The organism is Acinetobacter sp. OYA S30, assembly GCF_033599315.1.
In the GTDB taxonomy this organism is placed as follows: Bacteria; Pseudomonadota; Gammaproteobacteria; order Pseudomonadales; family Moraxellaceae; genus Acinetobacter; species Acinetobacter baumannii.
The window spans coordinates 1-18172 of record NZ_JAWVAV010000052.1 but is presented as its reverse complement, the minus strand read 5'-3'; the positions used below and the strand labels follow the sequence as shown (position 1 = coordinate 18172).

Here is an 18172-nt window from a genome sequence, read left to right as displayed (position 1 = left end):
CAACCTTTTCCCCTACAGTTAAACCATTCAATAATGCTGGATCTGCAACTTTAAAGCCCATGGTCATTGCAGGCCATTTAATTGCAGGAATTGCTTCATGGTCGAGTGTTAGAATATTTTCTTTCGTATCAATAGCAGTAATCACACCAACAGCTTGAGCTGTTGCAACTGTAGATGACTCTTTACTCATCTGCTCCATCGGTGCTTCCGCTTTCTTTTGCTCTGATGCCTCATTTTTGCTACATGCACTTAACGCAGCAACAGTTGCAACAAGAGCCACAATTTTCATAAATTTCAACATAATAAAACCTCTTTTGACGAAATAATAAAACTATCAATTCTTTGATAGTTTTCTTTTGATTAAAAGCTGATATGCCGCAGGGATAACAAACATAGATAAGAGAGGGGCTGAAATCATCCCCCCAACCATAGGTAAAGCAATACGACTCATTAATTCAGAACCTGTTCCAGTCCCCAACAGAATAGGGATTAACCCCGCCAAAATGACAGCGACTGTCATTGCTTTAGGGCGAACACGTAGCACGGCTCCTGTATGAATTGCCTTATTGAGTTGTTGCTCTGTTAAGGATGCCGTTGAAGAAGATAGGCTTTGCTGTGCATGCTCAATTGCTTGCTTTAAATAGAACAACATGACTACACCAAACTCTGCGGCAACACCAGCAAGTGCAATAAAACCAACAGCAATCGCAACCGAAAAGTGATAATCACTCAAGTACATAGCCCAAATACCACCAATCAAGGCAAAAGGTAGTGTTGCCATAATCAGAACAGCATCTTGTACTTGCCTAAAAATCAAATAGAGCAATAGAAAAATGATCATCAAAGTAATTGGAATAACAACTTTTAAGCGAGCATTCGCACGCTCCATGAACTCAAACTGTCCTGAATAGCTAATGCTCATGGCAGAAGAACGTTTTACTTTTTGGTCTATGGCCTGCTTCAAATCTTGTACAACCGAAGCTAAGTCACGTCCTTGTACATCGACATAGATCCAACCACTTGGACGGGCATTCTCACTTTTAAGCATTGGCGGCCCATCTGTAATTTGAATATTAGCAACACTACTCAAGACTATTTGTTGACCAGATTCAGTTAGAATCGGTAAATTTCTTAAGGCTTCCAGTGAATCTCGAATCTCTCGTGGGTAACGTACATTAATGGGATACCGTGCCAAGCCTTCAACAGTTTCACCAATATTTTCCCCGCCAATCGCTGATGAGACGATTTGCTGTACATCTTTAATATTGAGACCATATCGCGCAGCCTGCATACGGTTAATATCAACATCAACATATCGACCACCTGTGAGCCGTTCAGCTAAAGCTGAACTAACACCGGGCACCTGTTTAGCCACTTGTTCAATTTGCTGTGCTACCCGATCAATATCTTGCAGATCATTTGCTGAAACCTTAATCCCGATTGGACTTTTCACCCCAGTTGCCAACATATCAATCCGGTTACGGATAGGTGGCACCCAAATGTTTGTTAAACCCGGTACTTGGACTGCCTTATCTAGTTCTTTTATCAATTTGTCAGGTGTCATACCTGAACGCCATTCAGACCGTGGTTTGAACTGAATCGTGGTTTCAAACATTTCTAATGGTGCAGAATCTGTGGCTGACTCTGCGCGACCAGCTTTACCGAATACTGTTGCAACTTCAGGAACGGTTTTAATCATTCGATCAGTCTGTTGGAGTAGCTCAGAAGCTTTTGCTGCGGACAATCCCGGTAAAGCTGAAGGCATATACAGTAAATCACCTTCATCCATATTGGGTAGAAACTCCCCACCTAACCGTGTTAAAGGGAAAAGACTAATAAGGAAAATTAGCAATGCACCAAGTAAAATTGTCTTTGGATGAGCTAAAACCTTATCCAACATAGGGCTGTATATTTTGATCAGAAAACGGTTCAGTGGATTACGCTGTTCAGAAGGTAATTTCCCTCGAATCCAATAACCCATTAAAACGGGAATCAAGGTAATGGATAAACCTGCTGCTGCTGCCATTGCATAGGTTTTAGTAAATGCCAGTGGTGAGAACAAGCGACCTTCTTGTGCCTGTAAAGTAAAAATAGGAATGAAGGATAAGGTAATGATGAGTAGACAGAAAAATAAAGTTGGCCCGACCTCACTGGCAGAACGTGTAATGATGTTCCAACGGACTTGTGCTTCCAAGACTTGCTCAGGATGTTCGTGTTGCCAAGTTTCGATATGCTTATGTGCATTTTCAACCATTACAATTGCGGCATCGACCATAGCGCCAATCGCGATAGCAATACCACCCAACGACATGATATTGGCATTTAGCCCTTGATAATGCATCACCAAGAAAGCAGATAAAATCCCAAGCGGCAAAGAAACAATAGCCACCATTGCTGAACGTAAATGCCAGAGGAATAGTCCACAGACTAAAGCCACCACAATAAACTCTTCAATTAATTTATGGCTGAGATTTTCTACTGCTCTATCAATCAATTGACTGCGATCATATACAGGAACAACTTGTACACCTTTCGGTAGACTTTGTTGTAATTCAGCTAGCTTCGCTTTCACAGCAGTAATCGTTTCACGTGCATTTTTACCTGCTCGTAAAATCACGACACCCCCAACCGTTTCACCTTGCCCATTCAATTCACTGATGCCACGACGCATTTCTGGACCAAGTTGAATAGTTGCAACATCACCTAAAGAAACAGGAACACCGAAACTATTTGTTCGTAAAGGAATTTGGCGAAAATCATCTAAAGTTTTTAAATAACCAGAAGCCCGCACCATATATTCCGTTTCAGCCATTTCCAGAACTGAACCACCAGTTTCCTGATTAGCTTTTTGAATCGCCTCAATGACATTGTTTTGTGTGACACCTAAAGTAGCCATCTTGCTTGGGTCTAAGACAACCTGATATTGCTTAACCATTCCCCCAATTGTGGCAACTTCAGCCACGTTAGGTAATGTCTTCAGTTCATACTTTAAAAACCAGTCTTGTATGCTTCTCAGCTCCGAAAGATCATGCTGTCCTGTTGGGTCTACTAATGCATATTCATAAACCCAACCAACGCCAGTGGCATCTGGTCCCAATGAAGATTTCGCATTTGCAGGCATTTTCCCTTGAATTTGATTTAGATACTCCAATACACGAGAACGGGCCCAGTAAAGGTCAGTATGTTCATCAAAGATGACATAAACAAATGAGTCACCAAAAAAAGAATAACCGCGAACAGTTTTAACACCGGGCACCGATAACATGGTTGTTGTTAAAGGGTAGGTCACCTGATTTTCAACAATTTGTGGTGCCTGACCAGAAAAATTAGTTCGAATAATTACTTGTACATCAGACAAATCTGGTAATGCATCGACCGGAGTATTCTTTACGGCCCAAGTTCCCCAAGCAGCCAGAATTAAAGCGGCCAACAGGACAAATACACGATTTGCAATTGAAAAACGAATAATACGGGCAATCATAATCGTCCTCCCGTTTAGTTCTTCATAGATGTCATAGACATCTTGGAAATGTCAGAAATAACGTAAGTATCTCTAGCATGTGTAAAACTAAAACGGACCTGATCGCCTTGCTGAATTTGGGTAAATGGTTGCACTGGTTGTTTAAAGCTCATAGTCATAGCCCCCCAACCCAACTCAGGAATCGCCTGATGTGAAATGGTAATGTCTTGAGCTGTGACTTTTTCAACTTTACCAATGCCTTGATATATTGATGTCTTAACCACTTGAGATGAAGTCTTCGATTGTCCAGTGTTCAGCTTATCCAATACACCTTGTAAATTTGCTTCAGAATCAATCAGGAATTGCCCTGAAATTACCACCTTCTGACCAGCTTTCAACCCTTTTAGAATTGCAATTTTATTGCCATCACTTTGACCTAACTGTACTACAACAGGTTCAAAACGCCCTTGCTCATGTCCCACAATGACAACGTTCCGAGTACCTGTACGTATAACAGCTTGCTCTGGTATAACTAAATTGCTTTGTGGGTTGTTGGAGAATTTAACGGAAGCAAACATTCCCGGCTTGAGCAATCCCTCTCTATTGGGCAACTCAATACGAACTTTTATGGTTCTACTCGTGCTATCCAAAGTTGGTAAAATATCAATGACTTTACCGGACACTATTTGAGGATATGCAACAAAAGTAGCTTCAACTTTCATTCCCCGTTTTATCCCGGCAATTTGTGCTTCTGGAACAGATGCTTCTAACCAGATTGGGCTTATCCCCTTGATGGTGACAAGCGTTTGCCCCATAGCTAAAGCCATTCCATTGCGGACTTCTAACGAATCAATAAATCCACTTACAGGTGCACTTAAAGTCATATTGGATTGCACTCGATGTGTCCGCTCGACTTGATTAATCACATTTTGTGGGATTCCTAAAAGCTGTAAACGTTGTCGGCTTGCCTGAATAAGAGAACGATCTCTTGTTCGGAGTACAGCTAGAAATTCAGTTTGTTCTCCTGTCCATTCAGGTATTGAAATATCAGCTATGGGACTGCCTTGCGTCACCATATCCCCAACAGCATGTCCGTACACTCGTTGGACGAAACCACTTGCTCTTGTTTGTAAAATAGCTACCTGTCGTTCATTGGTCTGCAATATACCATTGGTTAACAAAGTATTTCCCATCACAGCTTGTTCGACTGAAGCATAACGAATTGCTAAATTTTGTTGGAGGGATGGATCAATCTTAACCGCAGGATAACTGTCTTCAGTCATCGTAGTATTTTCATCTGCATATTTAGGAACCAGTTGCATGTCCATAAATGGCGATTTCCCCGGTTTATCAAAATGCTGTTCAGGCTTCATTGGGTCGTACCAATACAACACTTTGGCAGCCTGTTGCGGACCTGATTGAGGATTGTATTTCTGATGTGCAATCCAGTATCCAGCACCACCACCCGCAGCCAGACTAATTACCGCAACGCCCATGACAGTAACTGCTAATTTATTTCTTAACATTATGGCTGCCCCTCAACATGGTTTAAGGTCGGTTCTTCAAAGGCATAATAAAGTTGGGCTTTAGTCACAGCCTGTTGCTGTTGGAGATCAATGAGACGCAAACGCTGTTCTAAAAGAGCTTGTCGAGCAGCAATAACATTAGACAAATTACTTTTACCTGCTTGATAGCTTGCCAACTGTAAACCCACTTTTTGTTTAGCGAGTGGAATACTTGTTTGCATCGCACGTCTAATTTGCTGATCAAGTGCATCAAGATCGGATAACCCATCATCTAGCATAGTGAGATGGTCACGGTATTGGACTTCTTGATCGGCGGTAATCCTGTTTTGTTCGGCTAAAGCTGCCTGAATGAGTGGACTACTACGTCTTTTTGAAAAGACAGGAAGCTCTGTTGTTAGTTGCACCCCGATCATATCGCCAAATTCGGGTGCTCGATGCTGATAAGCAAGTTCAATACCCCAATCTGGTTTCTGTAAAGCCTGAGCTTGCTTCAGTTTTGCTTCAGCAGTTTGCTTTTCTGCCTGAAATGCTTTTAATTCAGGATGTTGATGCAAATGATGATATAGCTTTGATGTATCAAGGTAGATAGATGGTGCTTGGTCAGGTAAGGTTTCAATTTGAGAGAGATTTTCAGTAGGTTCTGCACTGACTAACCGATGCAACTCTAACTTGGCTTTATTTAAATCACGAAGTAAATCATCCTTCTGGTCAAGCAATACCGTGGCTTCTTGTCTTGGATCAAGTGCATCGGCAATGATTGTACGACCAGAGATGACCTGTGTTTGAGTAATTTGAGAAAGTAATCGATTCTCTGAAAACAGTTCATCATATAGTGCTAATTTACGTTCAAGATAAAAGCGCTTAAGCCAAGCAGATGCGACTTTCTGACGTACCTCAATACGCAGAATCTCAGTTTGAGCATTGGCCGAACCTAGTTCAGCTTTTGCTAAATCGACCTCAGCTTGTCTTTTGGCACGATTTGGAAAATCTTGCATCACGCCAATTTTTTGCATAGTCATACCTTCGCGTGTGACTGACCATGCGGCATCGCCGGATACAGGGTAATTATCTAAACCTACAAATAATTTAGGGTTGGGTAAAATACCTGAAGCTGAAACCATATTTTCAGCCCCTTCAATCCTTGCACTATTTGCTCTTAGGGTAGGTGCATATTGCTCAGCAAGCTTCATAGCTGTATTCAAAGTTAATGGCTCAGCATAAGCCTGACCATAGACCAGACAGAAACAGATAGTAGCTATTGGCCATCTCTTACGATGAGATTGCTTTTCTTTATAAATATTCATATTTTTTGCTCTAAAATGTTTACGCGCACGCGCAGAACATTCATAGAAAATTCTATGAATGATAGAGGACTATCAAATTAGTTAGAGCGTGGAGGCTTCCATAAACCCGAAGGGTATGGAGAAGGAAGATTTTGATCTAAAGAGTAAAAAGCTGAGCGCTCTATAGGAAAGGAAACCATTGAGTGCAAAATACCCTGAACGTCATTAGCATATACAAGCTTGGTAAAAGACATAATGCAATCTTGTTCAGACAGACAGGATGGATCATGCAGAGTTTTTTTGGACTTTGCTTCTCCTTTCATACAATCAGTATGCATCATATTCTGATTTTTCGACTCTTCCATTTGCATGGATTGCATCTGTTCAGATGGCATTAAACATCGTTTATGTACAGACGAGGCAACAGCAGCCGATCCTACTAACAGGATAGCAAACGATAAAAACAGCGATAGGCATGTTTTTAACCACTGCATAGACATAGACCAAATTTTAAGCTTTTTTAGTTTTACAGAATTGAATCGTAATAGCAACAATTTCATGAATAGTAGCCGAAACTACTATTCATGATTTCAAGTTATAGTATTTTAAAATACCAATTCGATGCCTGCACCATATTTCCATCCTTTTTCGGACTCAGTTGCTTCTTGCACGTTAGTTGCTTTTTGTCCTTTTTCATATTGGTAAGCAACATCCACAAAAGGTCTGACTCTTTTAGTGACTTCATATCGGGTTTTAATACCGGTTTTTAGTTCAGACAAACCTGATTTTGCAGCATAGTTAGAATCATCGCTAAATACAGCATCTACTTCAAGATAAGGTTGTGTGATCAATTTCTGGGTTAACAGGAAATCACGCTCGACTTCTAAGCTTGCCCCCCAAAAATTATTCTCACCACCGTACAAATAAGCTTGGGTTTCAAAGAAATATGGAGCTAATCCCAACACGCCAACAACACCATCAACCCGATCGCTGTTGCTGTTATTTTTATCTTCACTGTATCTCACCCCAGCCTGTACATCCCAAAAGGGTGCTACATTACGGCTATAAAGCGCAGATACATCATATTTTGGATCATGACTTTCTGCTTTATCCAAATTTGCTTCAATAAATAGGCGATTTTCATCTGTACCTATCAATGTTTCAATTTTCGATCCTAAAGCACCTTTGCCATCTTCATCCACAGTCCACTCATTCTCAAACTTAGTCATTTGGAAAACTTGTCCACCATGTTCTTTCAGATGTTTATCATGATTTCGGTTATTAGAAGTTTCGGCTTCCAGGCCTATACCATTATCTCCATCATTACCAGAAGTTGAATTTTGGTAAGTATTACGATCAACATAACCTAATCCACCAGGCTCTTTTAACAGCATTTTCATACTCTCGGACTGAGAGGATTTAGTACTACTATCCATGCTTTGAACAGCAGTATCATTTGCAAAAGCTACACCTGATAATCCAATTAAAGCTATAGATAAAAATGTCTTAGAATATATTTTTTTAGTGGTGCGCATGTTGATTTACCCCCTTATCATTAGTATTAGGTTGAGCAACAACATCTTTCGAATCAGTACTATTACTATCGACATTTGCCACAATAAGTTTATTCATCATTCCAGCAGACATGTGATAGAGCAAATGGCAATGGATAGCCCATTCACCTAACTCATCAGCCGTTAATAAAGTTGTAACTGTTTTACCTGGTGGAACAATTACTGTATGTTTATTCGGCATATTGCTAGGATCTTGGCCATTTTCCAGTTGCATAAACATGCCATGTAAATGCATTGGATGAGCCATCATACTATCGTTAACAAATTTCAAGCGTATACGCTCACCATATTTCACTTTAAATGGTTCAGTTTCATTAAACTTCTTACCATTAATTGTCCAAATATAGCGCTCCATATTTCCACCTAAGCGGATTTCAATTTCACGTTCTGGAGCACGGGTATCTTTTTGGGGGGTTAAAGATTGTAAATCACTATATTGAAGTGCTTTTAGACCAGCTGGTGTTGATGCATTCGCCCATCCGTAAACCACTTGATCAGATCCAGAAGAGCTTACTGTTTTTGAAGGCATATCATGATCCATACCTTTCATTGAAGACATATCATGATCCATACCTTTCATTGAAGACATATCATGATCCATACCTTTCATTGAAGACATATCATGGTCCATTCCCATATCTTCCATCGTCAGTAAAGCACGGGGACGAGGTGTCGGCATCGTAGTACTTTTTACAAGTGAAGTATTTTCATCATGTAATGTACCAATAGAAAAACCACTTCGATCAATAGATTCAGCTTCAATCTGATAATTTGCTTGTTTCGGTTCTACAATAACATCATAAGTCTCAGCTGTTCCTATCCGGAATTCATCCACTGGCACGGGTTTTACTGGTTGTCCATCTGCGCTGACTACTGTCATTTTCAGATTAGGAATTCTTACATCGAACAAAGACATTGCCGAGGCATTAATAAACCGAAGACGTACTTTTTCTCCAGCTTTAAAATTTCCAGTCCAATTTTGTTCTGGAGTCTTACCATTCATTAAAAACGTATAGTTTGTTACATCAGACATATCTGTCTTAAGCATTCGCATCTGATTCCACATGGAACGATCTTTCCATGTTGCCTTTAAACCGTCTCTTTTAATCTGCCTAAAAACATCAAAAACTGTTTCTCTTCGATTCTGGTAGTAATCAGCTTCTTTCTTGAGATTACTCATAATCTGACCACTAGTAGAGTTGTGAAAATCAGAGAGTAAGACTACGTAATCTCTATCAGCTTTTTCTCCGGCCGTTAAAGGTACTTTATTTTTGGGATAAATGACTAAAGGGCCATACAGACCATCTTGCTCTTGACCTTTACTATGCGAGTGATACCAATAGGTTCCATTCTGACGAACCTTGAATTTATATTCATAGGTTTTATTTGGTGCAATACCATCAAACTGGTTGAACCCAGGTACTCCATCCATGATGCCAGGTAAAATTAAACCATGCCAATGAATTGAAGAATCTTGGTTTTTCAACTTGTTGTGTACACGAATAACGGCATCATCGCCTTCCTCAAACTCAAGAAGAGGCGCAACAAACTTACCATTTACAGTAATTCGTTTTAGAGGCTTTCCTGTAATATTCACCGTCTGTTCAGCAATTGTTAAATCATATTCTTTAACCGCTGCCATAACCCAAGTCGACGAAAACAATCCGACTCCTATTAAAAGGACATGACTTAATTTTCTAGACATTTATTTTCACCTATCTATAGTTAATTGAGGGCTAAGCAGGTGGATAAAATACTTTTCCCTCAATATCTTATTTCGCGTATTAATTATTTATTTGGCATATTCATTTGAGAATGGTCCATCTCACCCATTTTAGAATGATCCATATTCATCATCTTAGAATGGTCCATATTCATCATCTTAGAATGGTCCATTTGGGACATATCAGACATTTGGCTGTGATCATGCTGACTATGATTCTGTTGATTTTCCTTATCTTCTTTCATATCACAAGGTTTTTTGCATTTCTCTTGCGCTTTTGAATTTACTTTAACTTCTGTACTTAAAGTATTTTTCTGTTGAGCATCAGCAGCCCAAGATTGGCTTCCAGCAATTAAAGTCCCAACACACATAAAAGCAGTTAAGCCACGACGGAATAGAGTTTTCATTGATTGCTCCAAAAATAAATTTTATATAACTAACTTATAGGTTGGAACCGGACATCTATGTGACTTGAAAATGACATTTTTGTAATCTACATCGCATCCTGTATTTATAACGTTATTATGGTCTTAATATGCGATACGGGGCTTAATAAATGAGAATCTTACTAGTTGAAGATGAACAAAAAACTGGTGATTATCTAAAGCAAGGTCTTTCTGAAGCAGGATATATTACAGACTGGGTTACAGATGGCTTATCAGGTAAACATCAAGCTCTTTCAGAAGAATACGATCTAATTATACTAGATGTAATGTTACCGAAGTTAGATGGCTGGAATATCATTAATGATATTCGCAAAAGTGGCAAAACTATGCCTATCCTTTTTCTCTCAGCTCGTGATCAAATTGAAGATAGAGTTAAAGGCCTGGAACTAGGAGCTGATGATTATCTCGTTAAGCCTTTTGCTTTTGCAGAACTTCTTGCCCGAATTAAAACCTTACTTCGTCGCGGTCAACAAAAGGAAGATAGCAATATTATTACAATTGCTGATCTTGAACTTGATCTTCGTAAACGTCGCGTCACACGTGCTGGACAAAGAATTGACCTTACAGCTAAAGAGTTCGCATTGATGGAATTATTTATGCGTAGACGTGGAGAGATTCTACCTCGTGCTCTTATTGCTTCTCAAATATGGGATATGAATTTTGATAGTGATACCAATGTTGTAGAAGTCGCTATTAAACGTCTAAGAAATAAAATAGATAGTAATTTCAGTCCTAAGTTGATCCAAAACATCCGCGGAATGGGGTATGTCTTAGAGGTAGAAGATGACTCATAAACTGTTTAATGCGATCAGTTTCCGTATTGCGATCATTTTTTCATTATCTACCATTATTATCTTAATGATTATGGGGCTGGTCATTCATCAGCTTGTTATGCATCATTTTGAAACTCAGGACCGCACTCAGCTAGAAGGGAAAATTCAGCTTTTAGAAAATTTACTGGAACAGAATCCGAAAAACACCGATGAACTAAAGATATATTTAAAAGATGCTTTAGTTGGTCATCATGATCTAATTGTCCAGATTGAACGCCCAACTGGCCAAATCATTTTTAGTTCAGCACCTGCCGTTATAAAGGCTCAAACATTAGTAAAGTCTAAACATATCCCTTGGATAGAGTGGGAAATTCAAAATAAAACATACCGTGGCTTAGTTTATAAAAAATCGTTTGATAAAAATATGAGTGTTCCAACTGCTCAAATTATTGTTGGAATCGATACCTCCGAACATCAACATTTTTTAAACGACTTTAGACGACAATTGTTATATATCGGAGTTGTGGGCACAATTTGTTTAATGTTTTTAGGTTGGTTTGCCGCATGGAGGGGCTTACGTCCAGTTCAGAAAATGGCAAAAGTTGCAGAAGGCATTTCAGCTCAGCATCTATCTGAACGATTAGCGGTCGATAATACACGCACTGAACTAAAATCATTAGCCATAGCCTTTAACGATATGTTAGATCGGCTAGAAACGGCTGTAGAAAAACTCTCAGATTTTTCATCTGATCTGGCCCATGAAATTAGAACACCTATTAATAATTTAATGACTCAAACTCAAGTATGTTTATCTCGTAGTCGGGATATTAATACTTATCAGGAAGTCCTCTTTTCTAATCTGGAAGAGTTTGAACGTTTGGCTCGAATGGTTTCAGATATGTTATTTCTTGCAAAGGCAGAGCATGGCCTACACTTACCAAACCTACAACAGGTCAGCCTAGTAAAAGAGATTTCTGCTTTATTTGACTTCTATGATGCTATCGCTGCTGAAAAGGGAATGTCCCTAGAACAAAGTGGACAAGGATACGTAAAAGGCGATCCCTCAATGTTACGTCGTGCACTGAGTAATTTACTATCAAATGCGATCAAATATGGTAAACCTGATTCAATAATTAAGATTAATTGCCGACAAAATATTGATACCACTATATTCACAATCGAAAATGAAAGCTCACCAATAACATCTGAACAGCTGAATCGATTATTTGACCGTTTTTACCGTACGGATGTATCCAGACAAAGAGTTGAGGAAGGCACAGGTTTAGGTCTAGCAATTACCAAGTCAATTCTTGATGTACATGGCGCAACGATTCAAGCAGACTATAACAACGGTCGGATAGTTTTTAAAATAACTTTTAAAAACTAATTTTTGTAAATAAAAGACAACTGACTACTCATTTCCAGTATCTAAAAAATTATGAGTAGTCAGAAAATGATCCTTTCTTAACTACGTAGCCTTAAAGCATTACCAATAACCGATGCTGAACTTAGGCTCATTGCTAAAGCTGCGATCATAGGAGAAAGTAGCCAACCAGTAAATGGATATAAAATACCCGCGGCTAAAGGGATGCCTAATGCATTATAAAGGAATGCAAACATCAGGTTTTGCTTCATATTTTTAATAGTGGCCTCTGACAGGGAGCGAGCGATCTCTATACCTCGTAAATCACCTTTGACTAAAGTGACTTGAGCACTATTCATAGCCACATCTGTTCCAGTCCCCATTGCAATACCAATATCCGCTTGAGCTAAAGCTGGGGCATCATTGATACCGTCACCTGCCATTGCAACCATTCTTCCTTCTTTTTGTAATTTATTAACCAGTTCCAGTTTATCTGCTGGTTTAACTTCTCCGTAAACTTCATCAATACCTAATTTAGCTCCAACTGATTTTGCAGTAGTTAAACCATCTCCTGTGGCCATTATAATTCTTAATCCAGAATTCTTCAGAGCATGCACAGCTTCAGGTGTACTGACTTTGATTGGATCTGAAACAGCCAATAGTCCTACGAGCGTCCCATCAACAGCCAAATGCATAACACTTGCGCCTTCTGCTCTTAATTGCTCAGCTTGAGGGATATATGTATCAACTGATATGCCGAGTTGTTCCATTAAAGCTGTATTGCCTAATGATAATTGTTGTCCATCTAACTCACCCTTAACACCAATTCCAGAACCTGACTCAAAATATGTTGGTGTTGTTAGTACAAGATTTCTTTCACGGGCAGCCTGTACAATTGCATCCGCTAATGGATGTTCACTACCTTGATCCAAGCTGGCAGCTAATCTGAGAACTTCATTTTCTTCATATCCAGATAAAGCAATGACCTTATCAAATGAGGGGCGACCTTCTGTTAAGGTCCCTGTTTTATCAATAATTAATGTATCAATCTTACGTAAATTTTCTATTGCTGCAGCATCACGGAAGAGTACGCCATTGGATGCACCACGACCCGTTGCCACCATGATTGACATTGGTGTGGCTAATCCTAAAGCACACGGACAAGCAATAATTAAAACTGCGACAGCATTGATTAGTCCGTATACCCAACTCGGTTCTGGTCCAAATATTCCCCACCCAAAAAAGGTAAGGATAGATATACCGATCACCACCAGTACAAACCAGCCAGCTACCTGATCTGCCATTCTTTGCATAGGGGCTTTAGAACGCTGAGCTTGCGCTACCATTTGAACTATCTGTGAAAGTACTGTTGAAGAACCGACCTTTTCCGAACGTATCACTAATGAACCGTTCATATTCATTGTCGCACCGATTACTTGGTCACCTATACGTTTTGTTACTGGAACTGGCTCTCCCGTTAACATTGATTCATCAATAGAACTTGAACCTTCTGTAATTATTCCATCAACGGGGACCTTCTCACCTGGTCGTACTCTCAGTAAATCTCCAACATGTACATGGGAAAGTGGGATATCTTCCTCTGTGCCATCTTCATTAATTTTTCTTGCGGTTTTCGGTGCCAACCCAAGTAAAGATTTTATTGCTGACGAAGTTTGCGAACGTGCCTTTAACTCAAGAACTTGACCTAATAAGGTCAGTGAAATAATTGCGGCTGTTGCCTCAAAATATACAGCAACACGCCCCATAGAGATGAAAGACGCTGGGAAAACTTGTGGGGCTAGGGTTCCAACGACACTATAAATAAATGCAGCTCCAGTCCCAATTCCAATTAAAGTCCACATATTCGGACTACGATTTAAAATTGAATGCCAACATCTAACAAAAAATGGCCAACCTGCCCAAAAGACGATAGGTAAAGTAAGAACAAGTTCAATCCAGCTTTGTACCTTCATCTCAAACCAGTTCAACTGATGACCAAACATCGCCAAAAATATGATAATGAGGGTTAACGGTAAGGTGTACCAAAATCTTCTTTTGAAATCTTTAAGTTCAGGATTATCATCGGCTTCATCTAGATTGGGAAGTAATGGTTCTAGTGACATACCGCAAATCGGACAGTTACCAGGATGATTTTGTCGGATCTCCGGATGCATTGGGCAAGTATAAATTGATGAGGTATTTACACTATCTGAGTGTGTATCCATCTTATTTAGGGAGACATTTTCGGAAACAGATCTATCTTCTTTAGCAATGTAAAAAGTAGGATCATGCTTAAATTTTATCTGACATTTTTCACTACAAAAGTAAAAAGTCTTATTGCCAACTTGTTCATGAAATTTAGATTCTTCTGTTACAGCCATGCCGCAGACAGGATCCTTTAGTACGTTATTTATAGTTTTCTTTTCATGATGATGGTCCATATAGAAACCTCCTTCATATTTGATTTTAAAAAATTAATTACCTTCGTGCAGAAATACATTTCTGATTATTTGAGTATTTAATGAACATTACTCTTGATAAAGTCAGTGTAACACTTGTGAGTTTTTAATTCTAAAAATGACAAAAATGTAATTTTGGAGTCATCAAGACGTTGCTCTCTTTCTTAAATAATAAGCATACAAAGAGTGATGACCAACTCGATCAATTTAGGAATTTCACTGGGTCATTACTTAGCACGTACTAATTTTTAAAAGGTGATGAAATGAAAATTTTCCAAAATAAAGTGTCAGCTCTACGTAATGTACTAGTAGGTGCGACTATGGTTGTAGCTGCTTCAAGCGCATTTGCTCATGTCAAACTTGAAAGTGCCACTCCAGCTATTAATGCATCTGTAGCAAGTCAGCCAAAAAATATAACTTTAAATTTTGGTGAAGAAGTCATGTTAATGAATGTCAAATTACTTGATGCTCAACGTAAAGACATCCCTTTAACTTATCAGATAACTCATGATTTAAAAAAATCATTTGAAGTAGCAGTACCTAAACTTAAGAAAGGTAAATACACAGTGGTTTGGACCACAATGGGTACTGATGGCCATAACATGAATGGCGAATATAGCTTCACTATTAAATCAGCGAAATAACTATAGAGCATCAATAGTCTATATGCCAGCAGCTTGCTGGCATATTGCTATCGCAGGGAGGAAAAATATGAATCCTGAAACTTGGATATATGCAACGTGGCTGATTAAAGTCGTTTTATATTTAGGAATAGCATTTGTTGTTGGTGGTGCCTTTAGCTATTTTCTACTGGGACGTTATGTAGAAATCAGGGAAACTCTTCTAAAGTACATTACTATTGGTGCAGGATTAGGCTTTATTTCAAGCACTTTAGGCTTCTTTGTTCTTATAGGAAGTTTTGCCAATACAGGTCTTTCAGGAATGTGGGACAGTAACTACATTAATATCTTAATAAATACTCCCACTGGGCATATCCATATCATCCGCTCAGTTAGTTTTGCACTTTTATTGTTATTTATGATCGTAAAGCTTAGTAAAGGGACTATCCAAGTTTCCAAAGTAGAAGGAACAATTTTTACCATCCTACTTATCCCCATGGTTTTTAGTTTTTCACAATTAGGCCATGTCACAAACTTGCCCTTTTTCGCTCAATTCTTATTATCAATACATGTCCTTGTAATGTCCTTATGGATGGGATCACTTTTTCCTTTATGGAAAACAAGTAAAAAAATTACTGGTCTTCCATTAAAAGATCGCATGCACTTATTTGGGAGAATCGCAGCATTTGTTGTGGGAATACTACTCGCTTGTGGTGCTAGTATTGCTCTGTTACTCATTAAAGATTTCAATACTCTACTAAATACTCCTTATGGGCATGGTTTTATTATTAAGATCGCATTTGTTCTAAGCATTTTATTATTAGCTGCTTTCAACAAATGGTATTTTACCCCTCGCTTACAAGACCCGAAATTTGCCAGACAGTTGGGCTATGCCATTTTATTTGAAATGTCATTAGGCCTAATGATCCTTTTAACGACTGGATATATTACAACTGTAGTGGGAATTGATTAAATAGGTATATAGTAATTTAAAAAAGTAAAATGAAAAAAATTATCTGATTCTGCTTGATTTCATCATTGGTTCAATCCTTGATATTTTTTCTAACTCCATAAGCTTTACTATTGTAAGTAGAGTGTAGTGTAAGACTGTAGAGTCTCAGATCTTTTAAAATATAGGGGTAAAATTACTTACCCCATAATCTGCCCATGTTTTTATAAATTAATTACATGATTTTCTGTAATTCATGTATAAATAAACTTAAACAAATAATCATAACTTATACAACCATTCTTAGTGCCTGTTCCAGCCCGCGTTGTTTAAGGTTGGCTCCTACCCCAAACCATGCTGAATCTAATCGGTGATCTTTTGAGATCGCACGTCGCTCATGATCAACAAACTCGGTAATACTACAAAGCAGTCCATACGCCGTATCTTTAGCTGAAGCTAACTCGGCACCACGACCATGCCCGTTAAACATGGTCATGACCTTAGACATCGCACGTCCATTTGGCTCAGTTTTATTGTCGGTTTTGGATGAGTTGATTTGTTTAGGCGTAGCTACATTACGGTAGAACTGAATGATACTTTCATCTTGTTCAGCAATATTCAGGTTTGTATTATTGAACACTGCATCGAAGTAAGCTGCTGCTTCCTGCTGGGTGACTTTACGCTGGCTGAGCTGCTTCATTTCATACATGTGCTCGTCCCATGCATGAACCGAAATACCCAATTGCTGTTTAATCTTTTCAGCATCAAACTTGGTACTGTGTGGAACTTTCACCACACCTGCACTACTATTCTGCCCACGTAAGGCAATCGCTAAGGTGTTATTACACACCACACGTACACTTGTAAATTGCGCCGTGGTGGCTAATGTCCCATCACATGCTGTTGCCAGAAGGATATAACCATTACTCACATCCTTTCCTTTCAGTGCTGTTGATTGTCCAGTCGTAGCCAGTGCCCAGAACTTACGACCACCTTTCAATACCCCTGCTGTTTCCAGTTCAAAGCCTGATTGTTCTGTCAGGTCTTTATAGAAGTTTAATATCTCCATCGGTTGCACCTCCTGATAACGCTGACTTACCACTGATAGCGGCGCATGAGTATCTGAACGATAAAGGACTCTCTGATCTTCATACGGCATGATGATGTTTTGTCCACGTTCATTTTTTGTCATATAGCTGACATTGGATGATTCAATTCGCCAATCCATCCCTGCTTGTTGTGCCCATACTTCTAAAGGTTGATTTCTAGTGAGTTGATTGCCCAAACCATGCCAAGGGGTTTGACCTACAAAAGCCATTGTTTCAACTTGATGTGCCATGATGTTTTTCCTATTAAGTGATTTAAATAATTTGATTAAGAGTTTGGGATGAAGTTAAGAAAAGCTTGATTGCTGGATTTCAAAATGTTGCAGACACTGCTCACACTGATAATGCAAGGACACTGTATTGTCTTGATGCTGGACGTAGAGCAGAAACATGCCCCCTACAACTAAACCAACAAAGCCACCGACTAGTGGGTGAATAGGACTACGTTTTGACAATTGCATACAGGCTGCTGCCAGAGACATGGGGGAGAATGATGAAAGTTTTGCAAATACACCTTGATGGCTTTGTTCTGACTGCCGTAGTAATTTCAGATGTCTCGAATGGCAGTAAGGACATTGATGCATAGTCGTCTCCTCTCAATAAAAGGCATAAAAAAAACCACAAGCAAATGCTTGTGGTTTGATTGAGCTTTATGTCGTTTTAGATTAAGTCAAATTAACGAGTTACTTTTGGAGTCGCTAAACCTTTCTTGCTACAAGGTTGGATACTTTCAATATATTGACCATCTCCAGTGTCTTTAAAGAAACCATGTTTTGATTTGATTTCTAAACATTGCCCCTTCTTAAAAGGTTTAACTTGTGGAACGACTTTAGCTGGTATAGCGTAGCTATTTAAAATGACTTCGCCTTTAGTAGTTGGAAAAACCACCG

General features: G+C 39.1%; 15 protein-coding genes and 1 pseudogene. 4 read left to right on the top strand and 12 right to left on the bottom strand.

The genetic code is table 11. The features are described 5' to 3' along the window. The 8 genes from R5R67_RS17335 to R5R67_RS17300 all read right to left on the bottom strand — a co-directional run. Window positions 1-301: copper-binding protein (locus R5R67_RS17335; RefSeq protein WP_318755033.1), on the bottom strand; the 301-nt coding region annotated here is incomplete at its 3' end. A gap of 33 nt (window positions 302-334) precedes the next feature. Beyond that, complete coding sequence (locus R5R67_RS17330; protein WP_000561666.1) at window positions 335-3481, bottom strand: efflux RND transporter permease subunit; 3147 nt, start codon at window positions 3479-3481, stop codon at window positions 335-337. Between the two features lie 14 nt (window positions 3482-3495). Further along, window positions 3496-4986: an efflux RND transporter periplasmic adaptor subunit gene (locus R5R67_RS17325; protein WP_000945698.1), complete on the bottom strand. Its 1491-nt coding sequence runs from the start codon at window positions 4984-4986 to the stop codon at window positions 3496-3498. Beyond that, complete coding sequence (locus R5R67_RS17320; RefSeq protein ID WP_001028920.1) at window positions 4986-6290, bottom strand: TolC family protein; 1305 nt, start codon at window positions 6288-6290, stop codon at window positions 4986-4988. Before R5R67_RS17320 ends, R5R67_RS17325 begins: the two co-directional genes overlap by 1 nt. Before the next feature lie 77 nt (window positions 6291-6367). Next, on the bottom strand, window positions 6368-6829 hold the full coding sequence (locus R5R67_RS17315) for a hypothetical protein (protein WP_000771473.1): 462 nt from the start codon (window positions 6827-6829) through the stop codon (window positions 6368-6370). A gap of 45 nt (window positions 6830-6874) precedes the next feature. Continuing rightward, window positions 6875-7804 carry a copper resistance protein B gene (locus R5R67_RS17310; protein ID WP_001260874.1) on the bottom strand — a complete coding sequence of 310 codons (930 nt, stop codon included), beginning with the start codon at window positions 7802-7804 and terminating at the stop codon, window positions 6875-6877. Continuing rightward, entirely contained in the window at window positions 7791-9548 is a 1758-nt protein-coding gene (locus R5R67_RS17305; protein ID WP_079266999.1) for a copper resistance system multicopper oxidase, read from the bottom strand. Before R5R67_RS17305 ends, R5R67_RS17310 begins: the two co-directional genes overlap by 14 nt. A gap of 83 nt (window positions 9549-9631) precedes the next feature. Then, a complete protein-coding gene (locus R5R67_RS17300; RefSeq protein WP_000853608.1) occupies window positions 9632-9973 on the bottom strand; it encodes a hypothetical protein in 342 nt (113 codons plus the stop codon). Between the two features lie 149 nt (window positions 9974-10122). On the opposite strand from R5R67_RS17300, the gene R5R67_RS17295 reads away from it, so the two are divergent. Further along, window positions 10123-10806, top strand: coding sequence for a heavy metal response regulator transcription factor (locus R5R67_RS17295; protein WP_001221580.1), 684 nt, complete (start codon window positions 10123-10125; stop codon window positions 10804-10806). Continuing rightward, a complete protein-coding gene (locus tag R5R67_RS17290; protein ID WP_000149040.1) occupies window positions 10796-12172 on the top strand; it encodes a heavy metal sensor histidine kinase in 1377 nt (458 codons plus the stop codon). Before R5R67_RS17295 ends, R5R67_RS17290 begins: the two co-directional genes overlap by 11 nt. Window positions 12173-12249: 77 nt before the next feature. On the opposite strand, the gene R5R67_RS17285 is transcribed toward R5R67_RS17290, so the two are convergent. Further along, window positions 12250-14589 (bottom strand): heavy metal translocating P-type ATPase, encoded by a 2340-nt coding sequence (locus R5R67_RS17285; protein WP_000349578.1) that lies wholly within the window; start codon window positions 14587-14589, stop codon window positions 12250-12252. Window positions 14590-14870: 281 nt separating this feature from the next. Between R5R67_RS17285 and R5R67_RS17280 the strand changes: the two genes are divergently transcribed. Together R5R67_RS17280 and R5R67_RS17275 are read left to right on the top strand one after the other, a co-directional pair. Beyond that, the gene (locus R5R67_RS17280; protein ID WP_000689221.1) at window positions 14871-15251 is read left to right on the top strand and encodes a copper resistance protein CopC; all 381 of its coding nucleotides are present in this window, start codon (window positions 14871-14873) and stop codon (window positions 15249-15251) included. Window positions 15252-15318: 67 nt separating this feature from the next. Next, window positions 15319-16200: a copper resistance D family protein gene (locus R5R67_RS17275; protein WP_002035490.1), complete on the top strand. Its 882-nt coding sequence runs from the start codon at window positions 15319-15321 to the stop codon at window positions 16198-16200. Between the two features lie 265 nt (window positions 16201-16465). Here the strand turns inward: R5R67_RS17275 and R5R67_RS17270 are convergent, their stop codons facing one another. The 3 genes and pseudogenes from R5R67_RS17270 to R5R67_RS17260 all read right to left on the bottom strand — a co-directional run. After that, window positions 16466-17515: a DUF932 domain-containing protein gene (locus R5R67_RS17270; RefSeq protein WP_000951143.1), complete on the bottom strand. Its 1050-nt coding sequence runs from the start codon at window positions 17513-17515 to the stop codon at window positions 16466-16468. A gap of 54 nt (window positions 17516-17569) precedes the next feature. Next, window positions 17570-17866, bottom strand: a complete 297-nt coding sequence (locus R5R67_RS17265) for a hypothetical protein (RefSeq protein ID WP_000553831.1) — start codon at window positions 17864-17866, stop codon at window positions 17570-17572. Between the two features lie 91 nt (window positions 17867-17957). Then, window positions 17958-18172: pseudogene (locus tag R5R67_RS17260) on the bottom strand (hypothetical protein); the annotation flags it as partial.